The sequence below is a fragment of the Klebsiella sp. RHBSTW-00484 genome (assembly GCF_013705725.1).
In the GTDB taxonomy this organism is placed as follows: Bacteria; Pseudomonadota; Gammaproteobacteria; order Enterobacterales; family Enterobacteriaceae; genus Klebsiella.
Map to the genome: position 1 here is coordinate 3,142,075 of NZ_CP055481.1, position 25,033 is coordinate 3,167,107.

26 protein-coding genes are annotated in these 25,033 nt (G+C 54.9%); 16 read left to right on the top strand and 10 right to left on the bottom strand.

The genetic code is table 11. From position 1 onward, the window contains the following. Positions 1 to 5 precede the first annotated feature (5 nt). From rbsD to HV213_RS15025, 9 genes are all read left to right on the top strand, one after another. Positions 6 to 506: a D-ribose pyranase gene (gene rbsD, locus HV213_RS14985; protein ID WP_142513723.1), complete on the top strand. Its 501-nt coding sequence runs from the start codon at positions 6 to 8 to the stop codon at positions 504 to 506. A gap of 12 nt (positions 507 to 518) precedes the next feature. Further along, a complete protein-coding gene (gene adhP / locus HV213_RS14990; protein WP_181486423.1) occupies positions 519 to 1,565 on the top strand; it encodes an alcohol dehydrogenase AdhP in 1,047 nt (348 codons plus the stop codon). Further along, positions 1,562 to 2,713 (top strand): mandelate racemase/muconate lactonizing enzyme family protein, encoded by a 1,152-nt coding sequence (locus HV213_RS14995; RefSeq protein WP_181486283.1) that lies wholly within the window; start codon positions 1,562 to 1,564, stop codon positions 2,711 to 2,713. Before adhP ends, HV213_RS14995 begins: the two co-directional genes overlap by 4 nt. A 16-nt stretch (positions 2,714 to 2,729) precedes the next feature. After that, complete coding sequence (locus HV213_RS15000) at positions 2,730 to 3,680, top strand: aldo/keto reductase (protein ID WP_197975063.1); 951 nt, start codon at positions 2,730 to 2,732, stop codon at positions 3,678 to 3,680. Next, positions 3,677 to 4,546: an amidohydrolase family protein gene (locus HV213_RS15005; RefSeq protein WP_181486284.1), complete on the top strand. Its 870-nt coding sequence runs from the start codon at positions 3,677 to 3,679 to the stop codon at positions 4,544 to 4,546. Before HV213_RS15000 ends, HV213_RS15005 begins: the two co-directional genes overlap by 4 nt. A 61-nt stretch (positions 4,547 to 4,607) precedes the next feature. Further along, entirely contained in the window at positions 4,608 to 5,912 is a 1,305-nt protein-coding gene (locus HV213_RS15010) for an MFS transporter (RefSeq protein WP_181486285.1), read from the top strand. A gap of 94 nt (positions 5,913 to 6,006) precedes the next feature. Further along, a complete protein-coding gene (locus tag HV213_RS15015) occupies positions 6,007 to 6,933 on the top strand; it encodes a dihydrodipicolinate synthase family protein (RefSeq protein WP_181486286.1) in 927 nt (308 codons plus the stop codon). After that, positions 6,926 to 7,258: an L-rhamnose mutarotase gene (locus tag HV213_RS15020; RefSeq protein ID WP_181486287.1), complete on the top strand. Its 333-nt coding sequence runs from the start codon at positions 6,926 to 6,928 to the stop codon at positions 7,256 to 7,258. Before HV213_RS15015 ends, HV213_RS15020 begins: the two co-directional genes overlap by 8 nt. Before the next feature lie 90 nt (positions 7,259 to 7,348). Beyond that, the gene (locus HV213_RS15025; protein WP_181486288.1) at positions 7,349 to 8,869 is read left to right on the top strand and encodes a carbohydrate porin; all 1,521 of its coding nucleotides are present in this window, start codon (positions 7,349 to 7,351) and stop codon (positions 8,867 to 8,869) included. Positions 8,870 to 8,906: 37 nt separating this feature from the next. Here HV213_RS15025 and HV213_RS15030 read toward each other — a convergent pair whose 3' ends face one another. Both HV213_RS15030 and HV213_RS15035 read right to left on the bottom strand, forming a co-directional pair. Further along, a complete protein-coding gene (locus HV213_RS15030) occupies positions 8,907 to 9,767 on the bottom strand; it encodes an AraC family transcriptional regulator (protein ID WP_181486425.1) in 861 nt (286 codons plus the stop codon). Positions 9,768 to 10,095: 328 nt separating this feature from the next. Further along, the gene (locus HV213_RS15035; RefSeq protein ID WP_181486289.1) at positions 10,096 to 10,917 is read right to left on the bottom strand and encodes a helix-turn-helix domain-containing protein; all 822 of its coding nucleotides are present in this window, start codon (positions 10,915 to 10,917) and stop codon (positions 10,096 to 10,098) included. A gap of 155 nt (positions 10,918 to 11,072) precedes the next feature. Here HV213_RS15035 and celB point away from each other — a divergent pair, with 155 nt between their 5' ends. The 4 genes from celB to HV213_RS15055 all read left to right on the top strand — a co-directional run bounded on the left by celB (position 11,073) and on the right by HV213_RS15055 (position 16,002). Further along, positions 11,073 to 12,392, top strand: coding sequence for a PTS cellobiose transporter subunit IIC (gene celB / locus HV213_RS15040; protein ID WP_181486290.1), 1,320 nt, complete (start codon positions 11,073 to 11,075; stop codon positions 12,390 to 12,392). A gap of 4 nt (positions 12,393 to 12,396) precedes the next feature. Further along, positions 12,397 to 13,350, top strand: coding sequence for a N(4)-(beta-N-acetylglucosaminyl)-L-asparaginase (locus tag HV213_RS15045; protein WP_181486291.1), 954 nt, complete (start codon positions 12,397 to 12,399; stop codon positions 13,348 to 13,350). A 3-nt stretch (positions 13,351 to 13,353) separates the two neighbouring features. Then, complete coding sequence (locus HV213_RS15050) at positions 13,354 to 14,811, top strand: leucyl aminopeptidase family protein (protein WP_181486292.1); 1,458 nt, start codon at positions 13,354 to 13,356, stop codon at positions 14,809 to 14,811. A 168-nt stretch (positions 14,812 to 14,979) separates the two neighbouring features. After that, entirely contained in the window at positions 14,980 to 16,002 is a 1,023-nt protein-coding gene (locus HV213_RS15055; protein WP_181484939.1) for an IS110 family RNA-guided transposase, read from the top strand. Positions 16,003 to 16,317: 315 nt separating this feature from the next. On the opposite strand, the gene HV213_RS15060 is transcribed toward HV213_RS15055, so the two are convergent. After that, complete coding sequence (locus tag HV213_RS15060) at positions 16,318 to 17,517, bottom strand: MFS transporter (RefSeq protein WP_181486331.1); 1,200 nt, start codon at positions 17,515 to 17,517, stop codon at positions 16,318 to 16,320. Positions 17,518 to 17,625: 108 nt separating this feature from the next. On the opposite strand from HV213_RS15060, the gene HV213_RS15065 reads away from it, so the two are divergent. Continuing rightward, positions 17,626 to 18,582 carry an AraC family transcriptional regulator gene (locus tag HV213_RS15065; protein ID WP_181486294.1) on the top strand — a complete coding sequence of 319 codons (957 nt, stop codon included), beginning with the start codon at positions 17,626 to 17,628 and terminating at the stop codon, positions 18,580 to 18,582. Here HV213_RS15065 and HV213_RS15070 read toward each other — a convergent pair. The 6 genes from HV213_RS15070 to HV213_RS15095 are packed head-to-tail and all read right to left on the bottom strand — an operon-like array spanning position 18,579 to position 22,940. Then, complete coding sequence (locus HV213_RS15070; protein WP_181486295.1) at positions 18,579 to 19,367, bottom strand: pyrroline-5-carboxylate reductase family protein; 789 nt, start codon at positions 19,365 to 19,367, stop codon at positions 18,579 to 18,581. The two genes, HV213_RS15065 and HV213_RS15070, sit on opposite strands and share 4 nt — an antisense overlap. Then, entirely contained in the window at positions 19,367 to 19,894 is a 528-nt protein-coding gene (locus HV213_RS15075) for an L-2-amino-thiazoline-4-carboxylic acid hydrolase (RefSeq protein WP_181486296.1), read from the bottom strand. Before HV213_RS15075 ends, HV213_RS15070 begins: the two co-directional genes overlap by 1 nt. Before the next feature lie 4 nt (positions 19,895 to 19,898). Further along, positions 19,899 to 20,741 (bottom strand): transporter substrate-binding domain-containing protein, encoded by an 843-nt coding sequence (locus tag HV213_RS15080; protein ID WP_181486297.1) that lies wholly within the window; start codon positions 20,739 to 20,741, stop codon positions 19,899 to 19,901. Continuing rightward, positions 20,731 to 21,483 (bottom strand): amino acid ABC transporter permease, encoded by a 753-nt coding sequence (locus HV213_RS15085; protein ID WP_181486298.1) that lies wholly within the window; start codon positions 21,481 to 21,483, stop codon positions 20,731 to 20,733. Before HV213_RS15085 ends, HV213_RS15080 begins: the two co-directional genes overlap by 11 nt. Before the next feature lie 9 nt (positions 21,484 to 21,492). Next, on the bottom strand, positions 21,493 to 22,191 hold the full coding sequence (locus HV213_RS15090) for an ABC transporter permease subunit (RefSeq protein WP_181486299.1): 699 nt from the start codon (positions 22,189 to 22,191) through the stop codon (positions 21,493 to 21,495). An 8-nt stretch (positions 22,192 to 22,199) separates the two neighbouring features. Then, entirely contained in the window at positions 22,200 to 22,940 is a 741-nt protein-coding gene (locus HV213_RS15095; RefSeq protein ID WP_181486300.1) for an amino acid ABC transporter ATP-binding protein, read from the bottom strand. 337 nt (positions 22,941 to 23,277) lie between these two features. On the opposite strand from HV213_RS15095, the gene HV213_RS15100 reads away from it, so the two are divergent. Next, positions 23,278 to 23,487 carry a YdgH/BhsA/McbA-like domain containing protein gene (locus tag HV213_RS15100; RefSeq protein WP_110274717.1) on the top strand — a complete coding sequence of 70 codons (210 nt, stop codon included), beginning with the start codon at positions 23,278 to 23,280 and terminating at the stop codon, positions 23,485 to 23,487. Positions 23,488 to 23,590: 103 nt separating this feature from the next. On the opposite strand, the gene HV213_RS15105 is transcribed toward HV213_RS15100, so the two are convergent. Next, positions 23,591 to 24,721, bottom strand: coding sequence for an RNA-guided endonuclease InsQ/TnpB family protein (locus tag HV213_RS15105; RefSeq protein ID WP_181482313.1), 1,131 nt, complete (start codon positions 24,719 to 24,721; stop codon positions 23,591 to 23,593). A 119-nt stretch (positions 24,722 to 24,840) separates the two neighbouring features. On the opposite strand from HV213_RS15105, the gene HV213_RS15110 reads away from it, so the two are divergent. Continuing rightward, positions 24,841 to 25,029: a hypothetical protein gene (locus tag HV213_RS15110; RefSeq protein WP_110274718.1), complete on the top strand. Its 189-nt coding sequence runs from the start codon at positions 24,841 to 24,843 to the stop codon at positions 25,027 to 25,029. The last annotated feature ends 4 nt before the right edge of the window (positions 25,030 to 25,033 follow it).

Here is a 25,033-nt window from a genome sequence, read left to right on the forward strand (position 1 = left end):
CAATAATGAGACCCGATAGAATCTTACACCCTGAACTTGCCGCTGCCCTGGCGACCCTCGGCCATACCGATATTGTATTGGTAACCGACGCCGGTTTTCCGATTCCCGCCAGCGCGAATCGCATCGATCTTGGTCTGTGGCCCGGCACCGTTGATGTCCGTGACATCCTGCGCGTTTTGCGCAAAGAGATTTTCGTTGAAGAGGTGCATTTTGCCAGCGAAGTGCGCGACTGCCATCCGCAGCTGTATCGCGAAGTGCAAACTATCTATACCGGCTCAGGCGCGGAGTTTCTCGCCGCCAGCCACGAAACGCTATGCCACGACATCGCGCACAAAGCCAAGCTGATTATCCGTTCCGGATCGTTCGAACCGTGGGCCAATTTCGCCCTCGTCGCCAGCACCGATCCTTTTGCCTGGTTTACCGACGCTTCAGGTGTACAGCCCCTGCCCGCTTATGTCGCCCGACGTCAGCGGATTAACGATAACGTCACGCCGCAACTGAACTGACGGGAGGTCATGATGAAAGCAGCTGTAGTGAGTCACAGTCATCCCGGTCAAGTCGAGATTCGCCAGATGCCGGTGCGGCCGTTAGTCTCCGGCGAAGCGCTGGTCGACGTTGAGTGCTGTGGCGTCTGCCATACCGATCTCCACGTCGTGCAAGGCGATTTTGGCCCGGTGCCGGGACGCATTCCCGGCCATGAAGGGATCGGCATCGTTCGCGCCGTCGCCGATGACGTGACCTGTCTGAAGCCCGGCGACCGGGTGAGCATCGCCTGGTTTTATGAAGGCTGCGGCGTGTGCGAATACTGCGTCAGCGGCCGGGAAACCTTCTGCCGCAGCGTGAAAAACGCCGGATACAGCGTCGATGGCGCGATGGCTGAACAGTGCATCGTGAAAGCCAACTACGCCGTTAAAGTCCCGGACGGCCTCGATCCGCTGGTTGCCAGCAGCATCACCTGCGCTGGTGTCACCACCTACAAAGCCATTCGCGTTTCCGGCGTTCGCCCAGGGCAGTGGCTGGCGATATGGGGAGCAGGAGGGCTTGGCAATATGGCAATCCAGTTTGCCCGCAACGTCTTTAACGCCCGCGTTATCGCTATTGATTTACAGGACGACAAGCTGGAGCTCGCCCGCGAGTGCGGCGCAGAAATCACCCTCAACCCGAGCCGGGACGACGTTCCCTCGCGCATTCAGGAGATAACCGCTGGCGGTGCGCATACCGCCGTGGTGGTCGCCGTCGCGCGCGCCGCCTTTCACCAGGCGGTCAATAGCGTCAGGGCCGGAGGCAAAGTGGTTTGTGTCGCAGTCCCGCCGGGCGATCTTGACCTGAACATCGTCAAAACCGTGCTCGATGGTATTCAGATTGTCGGCAGCCTGGTCGGTACCCGTCAGGATCTGGCGGAAGCTTTCCAGCACGCGCTGGCCGGACGCGTTCGCCCGATAGTACAGACCCGCAAGCTGGAAGAGATCAACTCTATTTTCAACGAGATGGACAACGGCACCATCCAGGGACGCATGGTGATTGATTTACGCACCTCGCGGCAGAAAGAGGAGTCCGGCGCATGAAAATCACCGGCTGGCGCACGATTAAAACCTGGCATCGCTGGGGACGCCCGATTGGCGATGTCAACGGATCCCTCACCTCTGGCGTGACCGAAGTTCCAGTGTTAATCCTCGAAACCGATGAAGGCATTAGCGGTATCGGCGTTGGCGGACACGCGGATATTGAGCGTATTTTCCCAGCTATCGAAGGCGAAGACCCACGTGCGGTCACTGCGCTCTACGACCGGATGCAGGCCTGGGTCTTCAAAAGCGGCCATGCGGGCAGCGTTTTCGGCGCGATTGGCGTGGTCGATATGGCGCTGTGGGATTTGAAAGCCAAATGTGCCGGGGAACCGCTCTGGCGCCTGCTCGGCGCGAGAAGCCCGTTTGTTCCCGGATACGCCTCGGGGCTGGATTTTCCGTTGTCGCTGGAGGCGTTAACCGCACTGCATCAGCGTTTTGCCGAGCGTGGATTCAGCGCCTTTAAGCTCAAAGGCGGTCTCGACGTTGAAGAGGACTTACAGCGCCTGCTGGCGGTGCGCGAGGTGTATCTCGTCAACAGCCCCTCTCCGGCGGTAATGATTGATGTTAACGAGTCGATGAGCGCCAAACAGGCGGTGCGCTACGTCAGCCGTTTACAGGAAGCGCTGGATCTGAGCTGGATTGAAGAACCCGTGCGCCGCTGGGATGCCGCCGGACACGCCGCGATCCGCCAACAGGTGCGCTGCGCGGTCGCCACCGGGGAGAACCTCACCGGCCTCGAGCAGTTTCTGCCGCTGCTGAAAGAGAACGCGGTGGATGTTCTTCAGGCGGGCATGTGCTGGGGCATCAGCCATTTTCTGCGCGTGGCCAACCTGGCGCAGGCCTTTAGTCTGCCGGTCAGTCCGGTGGGCTACAACGCCAACCCGGTGGCCCACGCAGCAGCGGCGGTAAGCAATCATCTGAGCTGCGAAATTCAGGACCTCAGCTTCCCCACCGGACTACGCGTGGATCAGCGCATCGAAGACGGCGGTATCGTGCTGGGCAATGAACCGGGATTGGGGATCGCCATCGATGAAAACGCGCTGCAACAGCAGCAGAACGATGGCAGTTGGACGATAGCACAAGGCCCACACGTCAGGCCCGAACGCGCGGGGCTGCGCCTGAGCCTACGGACGTCCGCCAACGATTAATCATAAGGAACAAATAATGAAAACAGTACCTTTTGGACGCACGGGGATTCAGGTCCCGGTGCTGGCGATGGGCGCGGCCTCGTTAGGCAGCATCTATCACCCGGTATCGCAACAGCAGGCCAACGAAACCGTGGCGACGGCTCTCGCCCACGGCGTGAACTATTTCGATGTCGCTCCCTATTACGGGCTAACCAAAGCGGAAACCGCGCTGGGCATCGCGCTGAAAGGCGTACCGCGCGACAGCTATACCCTGGCGACGAAGGTCGGGCGCTACGGCGACAGCCTGTGGGATTTCTCCCGCGAGGCTACCCTACGCAGCGTAGACGAAAGCCTGACCCGGTTAGGCTGTGATTACATCGACGTGATTCAGTGTCACGACATTGAATATGGCGACATGCAGCAATTACTCGATGAAGGATTGCCGACGCTGCGCGAACTGTGCGAGAGCGGCGTCGTGCGCCACGTTGGCATTACCGGCTACGACCTGGCGCTGCTGGAGCGCGTCGCCTGCGAGCAAAAAGTGGATAGCGTGATGGCCTACTGCACCTGGACCTTACAGGACAGGCGGCTGGGGGCAGTAGCGCAACGTTTGAATCAGGCGGGTATCGGCGTCCTCAACGCCTCACCGCTTTCGATGGGGCTGTTGACCCGAGGCGGCGCGCCCGACTGGCATCCGGCGCATCAGGATGTGCAGGCTATCTGCCGTAAAGTTTCTACATTGTGCGACAGCCACGGCGTAAATATTGCCCAGGTCGCCCTGCAATTTGCCCTCACCACCGCGGCGGATAACGGCATTGCCTCCACGGTGATCGGCACCGCCAGCGCCGACAATATGCTGGATAATATCCGCTGGTGTACGCAGCCGCTGGATCCGGAGCTGCTCGCGAAAATCGATGAATTAATGGCTCCGGTGCTGAATATTGGCTGGGACCTGCTGCCGGGCAACGGTGGGAAGGCGCAAAAATGAAGATCCTCGACAGCCATCTGCATCTCTGGGATCCGGGCGTGCTGCGCTACGACTGGCTGCGCGATCTCCCGGCGCTTAACCGGCCTTTTTTGCCTGCGCAGCTGGCCAAAGCCGCTCAATCGCCGGATGCCGCGATTGTGGTTCAGGCCGACTGCGCTGCGCAGCAGGCGCTTTTGGAGGTGGAGTGGATAAACAAGCAGGCGGAAACCAGCCCCATTGAGCTTGTCGGTATTGTCGCCTGGGCTCCGCTGGAAACGGGCAATGCCGTGGTGCCTTACCTGCGTCATTTACATGAACTACCGCGCGTGCTGGGTATTCGGCGCTCCTTGCAAAACGAGCCCCTGGAGCTGTTTTACAACACCGATTATCGCGACGGTTTACTGGCTGCCGCTCGTGAGGGTTTTGTGCTGGATATGTGCGTCAGGGCCTCTCAGCTGATTGCGCTTCACGATTTACTGACGTGGCTGTATCAACACGCACCTGATGCTCGCGTGGTGCTGGATCATATGGGGAAACCTGCTATCGCCGATAACCAGTGGCAGACCTGGCAGGAGACATTTATCGCGCTGGCCGCCTTTCCTCTGCTGGCGTGCAAAATATCCGGCTTACCGACGGAATCCGACTGGCAACGCTGGCAGCCGGAGCAGCTTCAGCCGTGGATCCAGCAGGCGATAACGGCATTTGGCCCGCAGCGCTGTTTATTCGGCGGCGACTGGCCGGTGGTCGAACTGGCTGGTGGCTACCCGCGCTGGAGAGCATGCGTGATGGCGGCGATTGCCCATTTATCGCCGGAGGATATTAACGCCGTCATGGGCGAAAACGCGCACCGTATATATCTGACGAAATCAGAAGGGGGAAATAAATAAAACCGGAGTTTATAACGTTTATTTTCAATTCACCCTACTGAATAATAATGAGGAAATAAGCATGTCCGATAACATCAATTCATTGCCTGTCGGCAAGGTTGACGATAAACCTGATAGCGTATCGTCAGAAAATAACAACAGAGTCACGGGGCGTAAGAAAAATATCCTGCTGGCCTCGCTGTTTACCAATTTCTTTGTTCTGCTGGCGCTGTATTGCGGGGTTATCTCGGTTCTTCTCCCCAACCATGTGGCGCAAATCGATCCTGCCAATAAGGCTAATAACCTGGCGATCGTGATGACCTCAGCGCTGCTGTTTACCATTTTTGCCCAGCCGATTGCCGGGGCGTTATCCGACCGCTGCCGCTCAACCTGGGGGCGTCGTTCACCGTTTATCGTTGGCGGCGCGTTAATCGGTGGGCTGGCTATCTTCGGCATTTCAATGACCACCACGATTGCCGGTATTGCGGTGTTCTGGTTGATGGCTGCCGTCTCGCTTAATTGCATGAACGGTCCATTAGCCACCGTGATCGCCGACCGGTTCTTACCTGAAAATCGCGGTATCGCCTCCGGTTTCGTCGGCGCGGGCTCGACTGCCGGCGGTACGGTGGGGATTATCCTCGCAGGCTATCTGGCGTGGAACCTGCAACTGGGCTACCTGGTATTTGCGCTGGCGATTGCCGCCTGCTGCGTGGCTTTTGTCCTTATCAACCGCGAACCCTCTACCCGAAACATGGAAGTTGAACCCTTCCGCTGGGGCTCGTTCTTCAAAAACTTCTGGGTCAGTCCGCGTAAGTACCCGGATTTTGGCTGGGCGTTCTTTGGTCGCTTCGCCATGTATCTGGGCTACCAGGGGGTCGTAACCTATCAGCTGTATATTTTGCAGGATTTCATTGGCTTAAGCGTTGAGGAGTCTAACTACGCCATCGGCACTATCTCGGTGATCACCCTGGTGACGTTACTGTTCTCCGGCCTGGTTTCCGGCGTGCTCTCGGACAAACTGCAGCGGCGAAAAATCTTTGTCTTCCTTTCAACCCTGTTAATGGCCGCCGGTTTGTGTGTGCCTCTGTTTATGCCAACGCTTACCGGGATGTATATTTATGCCGCCATCATGGGGCTGGGTTATGGCGCTTATACCTCTATCGATATGGCGCTGATGACGCAGGTATTGCCCGGCGGCGGTAAACAAGCTGGTAAAGACATGGGCATTCTGACGATTGCGACCGTATTACCGCAATCTTTCAGCCCAATATTATCCGCCTGGCTGCTGGCGACCTTTAATAATGATTATTCGTCGCTGTTTATTGCCGCCATTGTGTTTGTATTCGCATCATCATTTTTTGTATTACCGATTAAATCCGTTAAATAAATAACGCGTAGTTTGCAGGCGAGAACACACTCAGCGATGAGTGTGAAGGCCCTCGCCTGCGCCTGGTACAGGAATACGCGACAGGAGAATTATAATGACTCAGCCTATTTTTCGCGGGGTGATCCCCCCGGTTCCGACGTTATTTACCGCGCAGGGAGAATTTGATCAACCCGCACAAGCGCGCTTAATTGAACACCTGCTGGCCTCCCCGGTCGACGGCCTGTTCTTCCTCGGTAGCGCGGGGGAATTTGCTCATATGTCCGATGCCCAGCGGCGGCAAGTCACGGAATTTTGCATTACCACGGTCGCCGGGAGAAAACCGGTGCTGATCGGTATCGCCAGCTGTGGGACTCAGCAGACGATTGCGGCTGGCGAACATGCGCGACTGGCGGGAGCCGACGGCGTCGTGGTAGTCAATCCCTGGTACAACCCTCTGAGCGAAAGCAACCTGCTGCGCCACTTCACCACCATTGCTAACGCTCTGCCGCTGCCGATTATTCTCTATAATTTCCCGGCGCTGACCGGTCAGTCAATTCCACCATCGGTTATCAAAACGCTGGCGCAGAACTGCCCGAATATCGTGGGATTGAAAGATACCGTTGATACACTCTCGCATATCCGGGAAACCCTGCATGCGGTCAAACCGCTGCGCCCGGATTTCGCGGTATTCGCCGGTTATGACGAATATCTACTGGGCACCCTGATCCTCGGCGGCGACGGCTGTATCCCGGCCAGCGCCAACTTTGCGCCACAGCTCACCTGCGGAATACTCGCAGCCTGGCAGCGTCAGGATTTTGCCGAAGCGGTCGCCCTACAGCAGTCTCTTTCCTGGGTCCCGCCGCTCTACAGCATTGACGTGCCGTTTTATAACGCTGTGAAATATGCCCTACAGCTGACCGGTCTGGATATTCCCGTTTATTCCCTGCCTCCCGCATCCCCATTAACGGAAGAGATGAAAGTCGATATTAAACAGATTCTGCAACGTGCCCACGTTATTAATAAGGATGACAACGATGAGTAAAATTCGCCGCTTCGGCTGTGTGGTTAAAGTCCGCCCGGAAAAACTGGATTATTATAAAGAGCTGCATGCTAATCCCTGGCCGGAAGTCAACGCCATTATTAAAGAGTGCAACCTACGCAACTTCTCAATTTATTATAAAAACGGATTGTTATTTAGCTATCTGGAGTATGTTGGCGATAACTATGAAGCCGATCAAGAAAAAATGGCCGCACATTTAAAAACCCAGCAGTGGTGGCGAGAAACTGGCCCATGCCAGATGCCTCTGGACGGTGAGCCGGAAGGTACGCTGTGGGTCGAGATGGAAGAAGTTTACCACTTAGATTAGTAGAAAGATAAATAACAACCTCTCTGCGCTTATTAATAAGCGCAGGGTTTCCTGTCTTTTTTATTTATGATAGCGACTTATGAGAATAATATGAAAATTACCTCTATAACCCTACCCGGTTTCTGTCTGATAAATATACTGACGATCCCTTATGCTTTATCTGCGTCCAATATCAGCGTTGAACAACGACTTAATCAACTGGAATTGCGGCTCCAGCAGGCGGAAAACCGCGCAGCTATCGCGGAACAAAAAAACGCGCAATTAGCGACTCAGCTAAAACAAACTGAAGAGGGATCGCACCAGGCGCAGAAAAAAGTCGAAGACCTTGAAACCCGCACGCAAAAAATTGAAAAAATCACCCCGGACGATAATGGTTATTTTGAACTTCACGGCTACGCGCGCGCCGGGATGATGACCAACCACAACGCTCGCCATACCCAGGGTGGCCCATTTATGACCCCTGCCGGGCAAACCGGCGGCGCGATTGGCCGTTTGGGTAACGAACCTGACACCTACGTCGAAGTCTATCTGGAGAAAAAACAACGTCTGGATAATGGCGCGACAACCCGTTTTATGACCATGATCGCCGACCAGCAAAAGAGCTACAACGACTGGACCGCCGACTCCAGCACCCTAAACGTCAGCCAGGCGTTTGCCGAAATTGCCTCCCTGCCGAGTTTCACCGGGCCGCTCAAAGACACCACCTTATGGGCCGGGAAGCGCGTTGACCGCGACAACTTTGAAATTCCGTGGCTGGACTCCAAGTTCGTGGCGCTCAACGGCACCGGCGGCGGCATCTATGACGTTCGCTGGTCAGAGAACACGCGCAGCAACTTCTCCTTTATCGGGCGCAGCTTTGGCGATGTCGACGTGGTGAATAACGATGTGCAGAACTACATTCTCACCGCCAACAACTATTTCGGCCCGGTACAGCTTTTCGTCAGCGGCATGCAGGCCAAAGACAACGAGGAACGCGAGACGCTCAGCGGCTATAAAGTCTTCAACGCCGCTAATAAAGGCTACACCGTACTGCTCGGTTATCAGGGCGATAGCTTCTATGGGATGGCACAAGGCGAATCACGCAGCGTGCTGTCATGGGGGCAAGGGCTGGGCGCGGAGGTGAAAAATATCGGTACCGACCCGGCGCTGCTTTCTGACGCCAGCACCCTGCGGTTTGCCAGCTATGGCATGGTTAACCTGGCCCGCAACTGGGATTTCGCACCTTCAATTCTTGCGCAATACAGCAGCGATCGCTACGTCAAAGGCGATGACTATCGCTGGGTAACGTTGAACGGTCGCGTCATGCAAAATATCACGCAGAACTTCGCGCTAGGCTATGAAGCCACCTGGCAGTATATGGATCTCGATCCTAACGGCTATCAGCAGTACCAGAAGGTCCACGGCAACTACTACAAGCTCACCTTTGCTCCGACCTTCCGTCCGGACGATGTCTCGCCGTTCTTTACCCGTCCGGAACTGCGCGTTTTTGCCACCTGGATGAACTGGGATAAGGCGCTGGATAACTACAGCCCCAACGATACGCTGGGCCAGAAAGGCTTTACCTCTGGTGGAGAGTGGTCGTTTGGTATTCAGATGGAAACCTTCTTCTGATCGCAGCGAACGGCTTCCCTGGCGAAGCCGTTCGTATTCACGCGCCATCCGAAAGCTGTTTTTCCTGACGGCGAAATTCACTTGGCGAAACGCCTACCGCGCGATGAAAGTCGCGCGAGAAATGCAGCGGATCGTTATAACCCACCTGCCCGGCAATTTTGCTAATTGTGTCATCAGTTTCGACCAATAACCGCCGGGCCTGAGACAGACGATAATTTTTCAGCCATTTTAACGGGCTTTGATTAAAGGTCTCCTGAAACAGGCGAAATAGCTGCGATTTACTCACCTGGCAGTACTGCATAAATTTTTCAATATCCCACTCGTCATTATAGTGGCTGTGGATCTGATATATAAGCCGCCCCAGGCCGCGATGGGTAATAACCGGGGATTTCTCCGTTTCCTGGCTGCGGTTCTCCAGCAAGGTAAAAATAAGTTTTGCGCACAGCGCATCGCAGTGCGCGTCTGAAACCAGAGTATGGCTTTTCATTAAACTGAACAGTTGATAATAAATTTCAGTCACTTTCTCCGGTTGCTGGAAGGCAAATACGGGTTCCTGAAGAACATTAAGAATCTGCATGATATTATTTAATTTTGAGCTATCAATTCTCAGCCATAATATTTCCCACGGTTCAGCGCTATCAGGATAATGTTCATGCGGCCAACGTACCGGTAGCCAGGCCAGATTTCCTTCCTGCACATGATGCAGATTATTTTCCAGTCGAATAACCCCACGCCCTTTAAGGCAAAATATAAGTTCATGCCCGACAACCGACTGACGTTGAATATGGAAATTGCCGTTTGTCCGGATATGGCCCGCCCTGAGAACCCGATAATTCACCAGCGTCGAAAAATCATCGGACTCGCGATACCAGTTTTCGATGACCTGCGTTCGCTGCACGAGTGATGTCATATGCCACTCCCCAAATAATCAATATTCATCAAGTCTATGGATATCTATCGTGACACGGTATGTGGTCATTCAGGCAGGTTGTATTATGGATTTTTGAGCTATCTCACAACAAAGCGTTCAGGAAATTCAACGCTGCTGTTTTGAGTAAAAAAAGCAGTATTGTTGAGTTCAGGCATAGAGCCCCGGCTCGCGCTGCGCTTAGCCGGGCTACTGGTTCGAAGTCGTATACGGTTTGCGTAGGTCGGGTAAGGCGCAGGCCGCCACCCGACAAAAATGCGCACACAATACCTAACAAATTTGCCATCAGCCTCAGCACTTACCTCTGCCCCAGCGACTCAAGAAACGCCTGCGGCGTCATATCGCCCAGCTTTTTTTGTGTCCGCCCCTGGTTCCACAGCGCGCAGAGACGCTGGAGAGTCGCATCGGGTTCATCCAGTGCCGGGATAACGTCGGCTAATCTTTCACTCAGCTGCACCGCCCCAACCTCTTGTGCCGCTACCGCTCTACACAACAGCCCCGCGCTGGAAGGATGAAAGCCTTTTTGTACGTAAGTCTCAAGACATTGTATCTTAGCCGGACAGGCTTCCAGCACCTGCTCCAGCCAGCTATCAACCAGCGCGGGCGAAATCCCGCAATAGATGCGGCCAAAGCACCAGCCGCTAATCGGCTCCTGCGCCCACAGCAGATGATGCTCGCCGCCGTCGTCCATTGAGAGCGCCACCAGGCGGTAATGGAGCATCAGCGTATCCGCACGTAACCCAGCCTTTAATGCCTTCTTTCCCTGCGGCGCGGCATTCTTTCGCCCTTTATGCGCCGGATGCAGATAACGGTTCAGCGTTGCTCGGGAAATGGCGATCCCCAGTCCTTCATTAACCATAAACAGCAACTCGTCCAGCGGCGCACGAAGGACGTCACGCAGCGTGTTAATCAATGCCTCTTGTTCTTGTCTCAGAACTTTGTGTATTAAATGCGGCGTAGTGTGATTATCAGAAATCTGGCTGCGGTTACGCCAGCGGCGAACGGTGGTGATGGATATCCCCAGTTCCTGCGCCAGTTCCCGGTCACTTTTATCCGATTCCTGGAGATATTTGCGCGTTCTTGGCGTGGTAGTGGCGTTGGCGTGCAGCTTGATTTCCATTCATTCCCCTACAAGAAAACATAACCAATCATATGAGATATATATTATTGCAGAGAATACAATGTGAACCGCTTCACCTTTCAGGCCACCGCTTTCTCTCATAATCCGTCATAGATAACACACACACACCCTGTCGATCTTGTACGGAGTTCACAATGAACAATGTTCTGGGATTTCTTGAAGCTAAATTGATGCCTCTGGCGGCGAAAACCGCCCAGCAGCGTCACCTTGGTGCTATCCGCGGCGCCTACGTTTCATTCATGCCTTTTATTATTGTCGGTTCAATTTTGCTGGTGATTTCGTCATTCCCCAATCAGGCGTATCAGCAATTTATGGCCAGCACCTTCGGTGCCAGCTGGAGCGCGATTATCGAGATCCCGTTTAACGCGGTCTTCTCAACCATGTCACTGTTTATCAGCTTCCTGGTAGCCTACCGCCTGGCAGAACACTACGGCGATGACCGTATCTCCTGCGGCATCCTCTCGCTGGTAGGTTTTCTTATTCTGACGCCGTTTATCAAGGTGGCAGAAAACGGCGGCATCACGGTGATCCCGGTGGAATGGATTGGTACCAAAGGATTATTCGTCGCCATGATCGGTTCGCTTCTGTGGACCGAGCTCTTCTGCTGGTTAAAGCGTAAGAAACTGGTGATTAAGATGCCGGAAGGCGTTCCGCCTGCGGTACAGGAATCTTTCGCCGCGCTGATCCCGGCGCTGCTGGTGATGATTCTGATCCTGGCGATTCGTATCGGGTTTGAGCATACCCACTACGTAACCATCCATCAGTTTATTTATGAGGTCGTCGCCTCGCCGGTGCGTCACTACGGCACCTCCTATTTTGGTGCGCTGATGACCGTCTTCAGCATCACCATTCTGTGGTCGGTCGGCATCAACTCCGGTTCAATGATTAACGGCATCATTCGTCCGCTGTGGATGGAAAACCAGACCGATAACATCGCCGCCATTCAGGCTGGTGTGACGCCTCCGCACATCATTACCGAACAGTTCTTCGATATGATCTGGATGGGCGGCGCGGGCGCGACGCTATCGCTGGTGATTGCGATGCTGATTTTCGCCCGCAGCAAAAATATGCGCGAAGTCGCCCGCCTCGGCGCAGGTGCCTCAATCTTTAATATCAACGAACCGATTCTCTTCGGTCTGCCGGTGATCATGAATCCGATCATGCTGATCCCGTTTAACCTGGTGCCTTTGGTGCTGGTGACGGTGCAGTACGCGGCGATGAAAATCGGTGCGGTGGCAGTGACTACCGGGGTCTTTATTCCGTGGACCCTGCCGCCGGTCATCAGCGGTTTTATCGTCACCGGGCATCTCAGCGGTAGCATCATGCAACTGCTTAATCTGTTGATTGGCGCGATGCTGTACCTGCCTTTCATGCGCATCGTCGATAAGCAGTATCGCGCGGCGGAAATCACCGCCCGCGCCGAAACGGACAACACGCTTGCTAAACAGGAGTAAACCAATGTGGGGAATTATTGCCACCTGGCGAATGGCGCTGGAAGGGGTAACGGAATCCGCTGCGGCGCTGGCCGCCGGGGCTGACACCTCTACCGCCGTAGTGAATGCGGTAGCCGCAGTCGAAGATTTTCCGCTGTACAAATCAGTAGGCTATGGCGGCTTACCAACGGAAAACGGCGAGGTCGAGCTGGACGCCGCCTATATGAACGGCGACACCCTGGCGTTCGGCGCGGTTGGCAATCTGGTGGACATCGCCAATCCGGTCAAGGTGGCTCACGCCCTGAGCCGCCAGCGATACAACAGCCTGCTGGTCGGTCAGGGCGCCCGTGAGTGGGCGCTGAGTCAGGGATTCGCCGCTAAAGAGATGCTGACCGAGCGGGCGCTGCAGCACTATCGCAAACGCTGCCGCGAAACGCTGGATAAAGGCCTCAGTCCCTACGATGGCCACGACACCGTAGGCATTATCGGCCTCGATAAACAAGGTTCCATGAGCGTCGCAACGTCAACCAGCGGCCTGTTTATGAAAAAACGCGGGCGGCTGGGCGACTCGCCGATTATTGGTTCCGGCTTCTATTGCGATAGCGAAACCGGGGCCGCTACGGCGACCGGCGTCGGTGAAGATCTGATGAAGGGCTGTACCAGCTACGAGATCGTGCGGCGAATGGCTCAGGGGATGACCCCGCAGCAGGCAGCAGATTCAGTGGTGTGCGAACTGGAAGACAAGCTGATGTCGCGCTTTGGTCGCGCGGGGGATCTTTCGGTGGTCTGCATGAACCGCCGCGGCGAATTCGGCGCGGCGACCAATATCAAAACCTTCTCTTTTGTGATCGCCAGCGCGACGCAGCCGCTCACCGTGTTTTGCGCCGAGCGCGTGCAGGAGAAAACCCATTATCGTCCGGTGGACGACGAATGGATGCAGGCCTACGCCGCACGCATTCGCGCCCCCATCGAGGAGTAAGTTATGTTGGATTATCGTTTCATTAACCATCTGGATAGCACCTGCAATGGCGCACATCTGGTGACCTGGCCCGGCAGTACGCTGTTAGCGCAATCCCCCCACAACGCCAGCCCCCTGCTCGCCGAAATGGTTGAGCAGGCCGCGCGCGGCGAAGTGGCGGATGCCCGCTTTGGCTGCTCGCCTTTCGCCCGCATTACGCTTATCCCGCAGTCGCTGTGGCAGGACTCGCTTAACGATAGCCTGATCGAGACGCTGCGCCCGTTGTTCAAAGCGCCGGTAAGCGATGCGCTGGTTTTTGATTGCTCGCCGGGAGAAGCACATGGGGCGATGGGCAAAGCGCTGCGCTATTTATTCAATCTCGACTGGCAGCTTGATGATTTAGGTCTGCATCAGGTGAAGACCGTCAGGCCCCGCCTGCGCCAGCTCGCGCTTTACGCGTTGCCAGCACAACAAGCGGCGCTGGAAACGCTGGCTTATCAGCAGCAGGCCACCGCGCACGGTATGCTCGCCGCACGACGGTTAGCGGACCTCCCTTCCGAGCAGTGCACGCCGCAGTATGTCGTAGAAGAAGCCCAGCGTCTGTGCGCGGACATTCCTTCTCTACGCTGCGAGATGCTGGATGAGCGGGCGATTATTGACCAGGGGCTCGGGCTGCTGCATGCGGTAGGAAAAGGTTCTGAGCGCCCGCCGCGCTTGCTGGCGATTCATTATGATGGCATCACCGATGGCCCGGTTCGCTGCTACGTCGGTAAAGGCGTGACCTTTGATACCGGCGGACTGTGGCTGAAGGAAGGCGCCGGGATGTATACCATGAAGTATGACATGTGCGGCGCGGCCAACGTGCTCGGCCTGATGCTGAGCATCGCGAAGCTTGCGCTGCCGGTGCGGGTGATGGGCGTGCTGGCGCTGGCGGAAAACGCCATTGGCCCTAACGCCATGCAGCCCGGCAGCGTCGCGCGCGCCTGTAACGGCTTAACGGTTGAGATCAACAATACCGATGCCGAGGGTCGTCTGGTGCTGTCCGACGCCATCGCCTGGGCCAGCCAGCGGCATCCGCAGGCGCGCTATATTATCGATATGGCAACGCTGACCGGCGCGGTGGTGAAAGCGCTGGGTTATGACCTCAGTGGTTTAATGACTCAAAACGAAACCCTGCGATCGGCGTTGACTCAGGCGGGAATAGAGAGCGGAGATGAAGTCTGGTCACTGCCGCTGGACAGTCGGCTGAAGAAACAGACCGAAAGCGCGATTGCCGATCTTTGCAATACGCCGGGCAACAACGCGGCAATCAGTGCCTCCGCCGCCTGGCTGTTGCAGCATTTCTGTCCGCCGGAAATCCCGTGGGCCCACCTCGACGTCAGCGGCACGGCGCTGTGGCGCGAAGGCGGCAAGAGCGTGGCCTCCGGCAGGCCAATACCGCTGCTGATCCAGCATCTGCTCAACGATATCAGCCATGTTTAAAACCTTCCCGGGACGGCGCGTTGCGCCTTGCCCGGGCTACCAAACAACAAACTCGCACGATGCACCTGCCATAAAGTAGCCCGATGTGATGGACACCTCCCACCTTACGGCATCATAACGTGCCAGACTGGAAGTGTTACCTGCAGTCCACAGGAGGAGGTGTCCACCATGAATATTAAACGTATCGGTCTTGACCTGGCAAAAAATGTCTTTCAGATCCATGCCGTGGATCACCATGAGCATGTCGTCGTACGAAAATCTATTCGCCGCGCCCACATGCACGCTTATTTCTCTCAGCTGGCTCCCTGCACCATCGGGATTGAAGCCTGCGCATCATCCCACTACTGGTCCCGCGAACTCACCCGCATGGGGCATACCGTGCGCATTATTCCCCCGAAATTCGTCAAGCCTTACCTCAAAGGCAACAAGAATGATGCCAACGATGCCGAAGCCATCTGTGAAGCCATCAGCCGCCCCGCCATGCGCTTCGTCGCGGTTAAGACAGAGCGCCAGCAGACCCTTCAGGCGGAGCATCGCGTGCGGGCCAGAGTGATAAAAAGCCGCACGGCGCTGTGCAACGAGATACGGGGCTTTCTGGGCGAATTCGGCGTGGTGCTGCCGGTCGGCATCAGCCAGTTGCGTAAGGCGCTGCCGGAGATACTGTCACAGCAGGAGCAGTGGGATGACCGGTTTATGCGCCTGCTGTGCGAGCTGGCCGAAGAGCTGCGGATGCTGGATGACCGGGTGGCGGGGCATGACCGGCGGCTCGCAGAGGCGGCGCGGGAAGATATCTGCATCCAGCGGCTGATGAAAATAGAAGGTATCGGCGTGATAACCGCCAGCGCGATGGTGGCGTTGTTGGGTGACGCGACGCAGTTTAAGAACGGTCGGGAGATGGCGGCTTATGTGGGGCTGGTTCCCCGGCAGCACTCAAGCGGCGGTAAGCAGCAGCTGGGGCATATCAGCAAGCGGGGTGACAGCTACCTGCGTACGCTGGTCATCCACGGGGCACGGTCAGTTCTGAAGACATGTGCAGGCAAAGAAGACCGGCGGAGCCAGTGGCTGCAGTCGGTGGCGGAAAGACGGAACCGGAATATCGCGACGGTGGCGCTGGCGAACAAGAATGTGCGGATAGCGTGGGCGGTGCTGAGTCGCGGAGAAGATTACCATGGTTCACGGGTCGCCGGTTAACCGACACCCCGTGAACCATGCAGTAAAAGAGCAGTAACCCTGTCGTGAGATTGCGAAGCGATTTAGCGTGATGAGTAACCGGTAAGACCAGCACCTGAGAAATCCGGCCTGTCCGAAGGCTCCCTGCGAAGCAAAGCCGATAGCCCGAAAGGAAGCAGGTGCGCAGAACACATCATGGCCCGGGTACGACGGTACCGAAAGAGAGGCCGGATATACGAACGCAACTTACCCTGGTGACTCACACAAAAAATAGCTTGCATCACGGGAGGTGTCCATATACGGACAGGTGCGCCAGCACCGCCTCCGGGGAATACCCTACTCCTCGCTCACCACCGGTTTGACTCTTACCGCAAACAACACAATCACCATCGCGCTGACCAGCAACAAACCGCTACCGGCGAAAACCCCGCTGGCACCGTTAAGATCGAACACCGCTCCGCCGCCTGCCGCACCCGCGCCAATCGCCAATTGAATAGATGCCACCAACAGCCCGCCCGCGCTTTCCGCCTCATCCGGCACCGTAGTGGCAAGCCACGTTGACCAACCCACCGGCACCAGGCCGAAGGCAAAACCCCACATCGCCACTAACAAACCATCCAACAGCGCGAAGTGCCCGAACGTCACCATCATCAGCGCCAGCACGCTGATCGCCAGCGGCACCAACGCCAGCGTCATGCGCAGACTTCTGGCCAGCAGATGACCGGCAATCGACGTACCGATGAAGTTCGCTACCCCAAAACCCAACAAGATCAGGGAAACCCCTTCGACGCTGGCCTGCGCCACGGTCTCCAGAAACGGTCGCAGATAGGTGAAGAAGGCAAAGTGACCGCTGAAAATGAGGATAGTCGCCAACATCCCGCCAATCATGCCCGGACGGCGCAACACTTTGAACAGCGTCGCGAAGCTGCCCGCGCTTTCCGGGCGCATCGAAGGCAATACCCACAGCTGCCACAACAGCGCAACCACGCTTGGCAATGCGCAAATAATAAACACGTTGCGCCAGCCTATCAGCGCGCCGAAATAGCTCCCCAGCGGCGCGGCAACCACGGTGGCAATCGACACAGCAGAAAAGATGATCGCCAGCGCTTTCGGTACCATCGCCGCCGGAACCAGGCGCATAGCGGTGGCGGTCGACATCGACCAGAAGCCGCCAATCGCAATCCCTAACAACAATCGTCCAAGCAGTAAAAACTCAAGCGTTCCGGCGAACGCCACCATCATGCTGGAGATGATTTGCAAAACGGAAAAAAACATCAGCACCCAGCGGCGGTCAATGTTTCTGGTCGCAGTAGTGATCAACAGGCCGGTGAACAACGCCACCAGCGCCGTTGCGGTTACCGCCTGCCCCGCCATGCCTTCGCTGACCCCAAGGCTTGCTGCCATCGGCGTTAACAAGCTAGCAGGAAGAAACTCAGCGACAATCAGGCCGAACACCCCCAGCGCCAGCGCATAAACGGCGCGCCACGCAGGCTTAGCGCTTGCCAGACTCTCTTCAGCGGCAATGCAAGAACTCATATACATCTCTCCAGAACAATTAACATTTCGTTAAGATTAGGCGGTTCTGTCCGGACGATCTATGATGCATACTCTGCAATTATTGATAATTCGTCCGGGAGTGATGTAATGACCCAGCAAGCCCTCGATCTCACCAGTGAACTGCTGCGCGGCATGCGTCTTTCCGGCGTTAACTATCGCCGCATCGAGACCAGCCGCCCGTTCGGCGTCGAATTCGGCTTCGTGCCCGGTAAAGCGCAGTTCCACTTTATTAGCCGGGGACCGGTACTGCTGCGCATGGTCAGCGGTCAGCGCCTGATGTTACAAAGCGGCGATGCGTTATTTATTCCCAACGGCGATGGCCATGTGCTGCTCTCCGATGACCAGGCTGAGGTGGTCAACGTGTCCAGACTTCCCAGCGAACCGGTCTGCAACTCGGTAAGCTGTATCAAAAACGCCTGTGACAACGAAAAAAGCGACAGCGCCATTATCTTCAGCGCCTGTATGGACTTTGAACTGGGCGGCATGCAGCCGCTGGTCAAAGCGATGCCGGAAGTGATGCTGGTCAGCAGCCTGTTGACCACTCGCCCGGAGATCCAGCCGATGCTCGCCGCCATGGAGCGTGAAACCCTGACGCGTCAGGCGGGCTATGCTGGCATTCTGGCGCGGCTGGCGGATGTGGTCGCCGCGCTGATTGTGCGGGGTTGGGTGGAGTGCGGTTGCGGCAATGCCACCGGTTGGGTGCAGGTGCTGCGCGACCCGAAGCTGGCCAAAGCCATTTACGTCATGCACCAACAGCCCGGAATCAACTGGAAGGTCGAAGATTTGGCTCGCGAGGCGGGAACCTCCCGCTCGGTATTTGCCGAACGCTTTCTCTCCGCCACCGGTACCACGCCAGCCCGCTACCTGACCGAGTTGCGGATGCGGCTGGCGGTGCAGTACATTTCCCATGAGGGACAGGCGCTGGAAAAAGTGGCCTTCAAACTGGGCTACAGTTCGCATGCCGCCTTTAGCCGCGCCTTTAAGCGCATCACCGGCAAAGCGCCGGGCGCACTGCGTGACCTGTCGCGGGGAGAAGAGTTTTAGCCCAGCCCTAATTCACGAGTGCGCCTGACCGCCGCCAGCACGCTACGCTGAAGCCCGGCGGCGAAATCACTATTATTCAGCTCGTACAGACCGTGAATCCCCACTCCTGCCGGTGAATTGTTGATATCCAGAAGCTGGCGCGGATGCTTCTGGCTGCGGCGCAGCATCTCTACCGCGCCGAGCAGATTTTCCAGCACCACTTCCGTGGCCTGAGCACGCGACAACCCAGCCAACACCCCGGCATCGGTAAAGGACTCGATAAAGTAGTAGATATAGTTGGGACCTGCGACGCCAAAACCGGTGAAGATATCGATCAATCGTTCCGGCAGATACAGTACCTTGCCGAAACCGCGCAGAAAGGGCTCGACCCGCTCCGTGCTGGCCAGGGCGTTTAGGGTCGCGCCGCTATAGCCAAATCCGGTATCGGTCAGAGTATTGGGGATCACCCTGACAATCGGCGTTTCAGCGCCAAACAGGGAGGACAGTTTTTCCAGCGTCACTCCAGCAATCAATGAAACAACCGTCGTTCCTCCCGTCAATTGCGAACGTGCGCGGTCAGCCACCGCCGCCAGATCGTCCTGCGGACGGATCCCCAATACCACCAGAGAAGCGTCCGTTAACCCGCGCCCCTCCGGCAGCGAATAGAGGTTTTGCAGATAATCAACTCGTGTACCATCAATATCCTCCAGCGAGATCTCTTCCGCTCGCAGCGTGCCGTTGCTTAAAGACGCGCGAATAATCGCCTCTGCCATCTGCCCGGCCCCGATAAAATGAACATTTGCCATTATGCCTCCTGCTCTTCTGACTGATAAAAACGCAGCCGACAGCCCGCGTCACCGCGAGCCAGCGCGGTCTGTACGTCTAACTGCAGTCCCGGGAATGCGTCGGTTAACGCATGATCGCCTTCCATGCAGATATCGCACAGCGTCTCAACTTCACGGGCATCGCGCCCCTGCTGCCGCCAGCAGTTGACGTAAGGGCAATAGTGAAACAGGACGATAAATTCCGTGCGGCTGGCGCTGACGGGCTCCATCTCATAAACCTGAGATTCAAGACCGCGAGTAAACAGCGTGGCGAACGCTTCCAGATCTCGTCCATCGTGCATCTGCGCGCGTATCTTATGCCCAATATCCCGGCCATAATGACGAATCGCCTCACGGGCAAAATCATCAGTGATGTTACGCTTGCGGCTTTCATCAAGCAGATAACCGAGGGTTGCCGCCCGCTTTTCGGTGATCGCGCGCAGTGCCAGAGTGACTTCATCAGTTAAGGTTGCCGCGTTATGCGCCGGTTTTGCGGTGATTTCGCTCATGCGCTTATTCCCAGTCGGTATTGACTTTGACGTCATTGGCTCCCGGTAAGGCGTACACATCTTCGGCGTACCACTTACGTGAAAGCTCGGCGAGCGTGCCGTCCTTTTTCAGGACCGCCAGTTGGCTATCAATCTCTTTGATCAACTGTGGATCGGTATTCTTTTTATATAAATAGACGTTAGGAAATAAGCCGACAGAATCCGAAGCTTTAAGGTTAAGATTTAGCGCCTTATTTAAGGCCAGCAGCGCGCCAATAGGATAAATTGCCGCATCGTATTCTCCTGAAGCCACAGCTTTAAAAATATCAGCGGCAGACTGTTCACCATTCGGTTGCAGATTAATTTGCTGCGTCGGGTGCTTTTTATTGTAGTTTTCAATCACCGTATAACGCGCATCGGTGGTATGAATCGGTACCAGCTTTTTCTTACCGCTGGCAAGATCGCCAAGATTATGAATATCGTTCTCGTTATTACGCACGATCAGACGTAAATCGCTGATCCCGGTCGGTTCACCGGAGTGGTCGTATTTTTCTGCCCGCTCTTTAGTGAGATAAAAGTGATCCGCCGCAAGGGTATAGGCCCCGGTAGATAAGCCGACTATCATCGCATCGCGCGAGACAGCATTAAAATGAAATTTATAATTGGCCAGCCGCTGATCCAGCACCTTTAACAGATCGCCATCATAACCGGTAATAGTATTGTTATCGTCAACAAAACTAAAAGGAAAACCGTTGGCATTCACCACCACTTCTACCGTTTTCGCCGTCGGGCTTTTTTCAGCAGCCTGCGCAGCGCTAATTCCCATTGCCAGGAACAAAGAACTCACCAGTAACGTTTTATTTTTCAAAATACTTTCCCCAAAATGATAAAGTTGCCACTCTTTTTTGTGCATCTCCTCGCCAGCGTGCGCTCAGAGATATTTCTACGCTGCGCAATGCCCGGGCGATCGCCAGACACAACACGATGTAAATCACCAGCACCACGCAATATGCTTCGACAAAGTGGAAGCCGCGTGCGGCGGCGATGTTGGCTTTCGCCATCAGGTCGATAACGGTGATGGTATAAACCAGCGAGGTATCCTTAATCAGATCGATCAGCACGCTGGTGAAGTTAGGCAGCGCGGATACCGCTGCCTGCGGAAAGATAATCCGCCGAAACTGGGAAAACCCGCTGAGGCCAATCGACCAGGCGGCCTCCCGCTGCCCTTTATCAACCGCGTTCCATCCGGCCCGAAATGTCTCGGCAAAATAAGCGCTGAAGATCAGCGACAGCGCGGTCACCGCCGCCACTAGCGGTGAGAGCTTATAGCTGAACATTTTCTCCTGCGGGCCACCAAACAGTCCGGCGGCAATCCACGGCCAGACATAAAAAAAGAAATAGAGCATCACCAATACCGGTACCGAACGGCCAAAGGAGATGAATATCTTCGCCACATATTTAACGCCGGGTGTCTGGCGAATAATGACATATGCCAGCACTGCCCCCAGCAGGGTAGAAAAAAGTAGTGATAAGAGCGTTATCGCCAGAGTCACCGGCAGTGCGCTCAAAATAAAGGTAAAATTATCCCGAATGAATGCAAAGCTAAACATGTTAATCTGTCACTCCAGCAGGAACTGATATTTCTTTTCAATACGGGTGGTAAAATAGAGAATAATACTATTCAGCAACCAGTAGACGATTATCACGCTAATAAAGGCCGCAACCTGTTTAGCACCATAGCTATTTTGTGAGATTTTCTGTGCCCGACCAAAAATATCGACAATACCAATAATATTCACCAGAGAGGTCATCTTCACCAGATTGATTAAAAGATTACCAAAATTGGGAATAGCAATAATTAATCCCTGGGGGAAAATAATTCGCCGAATGCCAATGTGCCAGGGGATATTCAGGCTCCGGATCGCCTCCTTTTGGCCAATATCTATTGCATTCCATGCCGAGCGGATCATTTCGGCGAAATAAGGACTGATGCTGACCGAGATAGATAAAATGGCAAAGGTGGTATCGCCAACCAACAGCGGTGGAAGCGCCAGCGCCGTCAGAATCAGTTTGCCACCGAAGAAAAAAAGCAGAATCAGCAGCGCCAGCGGTGCCCCGCGCAGAATATCGGTATACCCTTTTGCAACAATCCTGAGCGGCGTAAATCGACTAAATTGTAGCACCACAATAATCAGCGCCAGCATCAGCCCCAACAGCAATGATGCGAAGGTCATCCCGAGGGTGATCGGTAAATTCTCCAGCAGTTTGGGGATAATCTGGCTGATATCCTGCCAGCTAAACAACGCGTTATTGTCCATCTTTAGCCTCAGCCATGGTAGTGCAAACGAGCCAGAAACGCCCGGGTTCGCCCCTGCTGCGCGGCACCAAATATCTGCTCCGCGGGCCCCTGTTCAACAATCTCGCCGTTTTCCATAAACACCACCCGAGAAGCCACCTGGCGGGCAAACTCCATTTCGTGAGTGACGATAATCATCGTCTGCCCCTCGGCGGCAATCGCCTGTATCAGTTCCAGCACTTCGCCGACTTTCTCCGGATCCAGCGCCGAAGTCGGCTCATCCAGAAGCAGTACAGCGGGGTTGATTGCCAGCGCGCGGGCAATACCGATGCGCTGCTTTTGGCCACCGGAAAGGCTATGAGGATAGTGGTCTTTCTTATGCAGTAGCCCTACCTGTTTTAATAACCGTTCGGCAATGTTTTCAGCCTCCTGGCGCGAGCGCTTTTTGGCATAAATCAAGCCTTCGGTGATATTTTGCAGTGCGGTAAGATTATGAAAAAGATTCCACGATTGAAAAACCATTGCGGTTTTGGCGCGTAGCTTTTCAATTTCTTTTTTACCCGCCTCTGCACAGTCCAGCGCCACATCATCTATTTTAATTTGTCCGCTATCTGCGGGTTCTAAAAAATTAAGCGTCCGCAATAGCGTTGTTTTCCCTGAGCCACTAGGACCAATAATGCAAATAATTTCGCCGGGATTTACGCTCAGCGAAACCTCTTTGAGCACCCGTTCACCGGAAAAACTTTTACTGATTTTATCGAGAGTTATCATAATGAGATATTCGTGAATATATTTTCCAACCCGCCGCTTATCGACGTTTGTTGCCGTGTAAAAACTATATTGCTGCGGTTCAGGGGATAGCAAACAAGAAAAAAACATATCTAAAGTCGAAAAATAACTTTTTATATATTTGTTATGGTATTAAGTCCGGATTGTAACCAACGCATCACCATTCAGTGGGGTTAACGTTGAAACGCTAAAATCATTCAATTTTTCTGAAAAAGATGCGCAAATTGTTTCGATTTTAATCACCGCATGCTCAGTCTATTATTTATCACATCGGGGCAACAACGCTCCAACACTGATAAAACACATAAGGAATACGACCATGAAATCCATCAAAACTTTCGTTGCAGTTGCTGCTCTCTCTATGATCTCTTTCGGTTCTTTTGCACAAAGCGTTAGCGCCAGCGCCTCAACTCTGGACCGCGCAGAAGCAAAAATCGCCGCTCAGGCAGCAGAACAAGGCGCGTCATACAAAATTACCAGCGCTCAGTTTAATAACCGCGTGCATATGACTGCTGAACTGACTAAATAAGATCGACAACATTGCCGGGCCGCCAAAAGAACAGGCGACAGCGACAACACGTTGACTGCTCCCCACCGTAAACGGTGAGGATTCCCACTTCGCAGAGCCGAACCTAAGCCGCGTGACGCAATTCAGGATTTACCCGCTCTCCATGGGCTAACACTGCCAGCCCGGCAGCTTTGATATTACGCGCCGCGTTAATGTCGCGATCATGGTCTGCGTCGCACTCAGGACAAGACCATTTACGAACATCCAGAGGCATCTTTTTCATGGTGAAACCGCAACAGCTACAGCGTTTTGAAGACGGGAAAAACGGGTCAATAGCAACGACTGAACGCCCGGCCCATTCGCCTTTGTACCGGAGCTGGCGCGTAAATTCACCCCAGCCTGCGTCTGCTATCGCTCTGGACAGCGACGGGTTGCGGAGCATGTTCTTCACCTTCAGGGATTCGACGCAAACAACTTGATTTTCGTTGATCAGTTTGCGGGATGCCTTGTGCAGGGCATCCTGGCGGCAATCGGCTATTTTCGCGTGGAATCGGGCCACCTTTAAGCGGGCTTTGGCGCGGTTTTTCGAGCCTTTGGCCTTTTTGCTTAATCGGCGCTGGAGCAGCGCCAGGCGGGCCGCGTATTTAGCGGTATGGCGTGGATTGCCGGATTTAAATCCGGTATCAGTGACGAATAAATCTTTTAAACCGACATCAATGCCGACCGTTTTAGCAGTGACCGGCAGTGATACAGGCTCAAACTCGCAGAGACAGGAGACGAAGTATCGTCCGGCGGTATCTCTGGAAAGGGTGACGGTAGACGGAACAGACGGCAATCCACGGCTCCAGCGCACGTCTAAGGGCACTTTACTCTTTGCCATATACAGCTTGCCATCGCGATATTTGAATGCACTGGCGGTTAATTCCGCGGCCTGTTTATGGCGCTTACTTTTGAATGTCGGGTATGCAGCACGCCCGGCGAAGAAGTTCGCAAAGGCGGTCTGCTGGTGGCGTAGCGACTGCTGGAGCGGCACGCAGGAAACATCATTGAGCCAGGCAAATTCCGACTCTTTTTTCAGTGCCGTTAGCCGGGTGCTGGCCTGAATATAGCCCATTTTCTCCTGCCGCTCGTTGTACGCATCAGTGCGCCAGCGAAGGATTGAATTGTAGACAAAACGCACACAGCCGAACGTCCGGGCCAGAAGCTCAGCCTGTTCGACTGTTGGATAGAATCTGTATTTATATGCGCGTTTCATATTTCACATCATATACACGAATCTGTGGGGCTGTAAATGTATACAGGTAAAACCAAATTATGGTTAGCTTCCTCCTTTCTCTCTGCCCACATTGGGCGAGGTCTCCGGAGGGCTATTTGATGAAAAAAATCAGCGTGGTCACCGCACTGCTTTTGGCCGCTACACTTTCATCTACCGTGATGGCCGCAGAGAATAGCTTTGCGCGACCAGAAGCAGGTTCAAATATAGATACCTCGGTGCATCAAAATCATATTGATGTCAGCCATGCTTTCGATAAAGAGAGCCTGACGGCGGGTAATCTTCAGTAAGTAA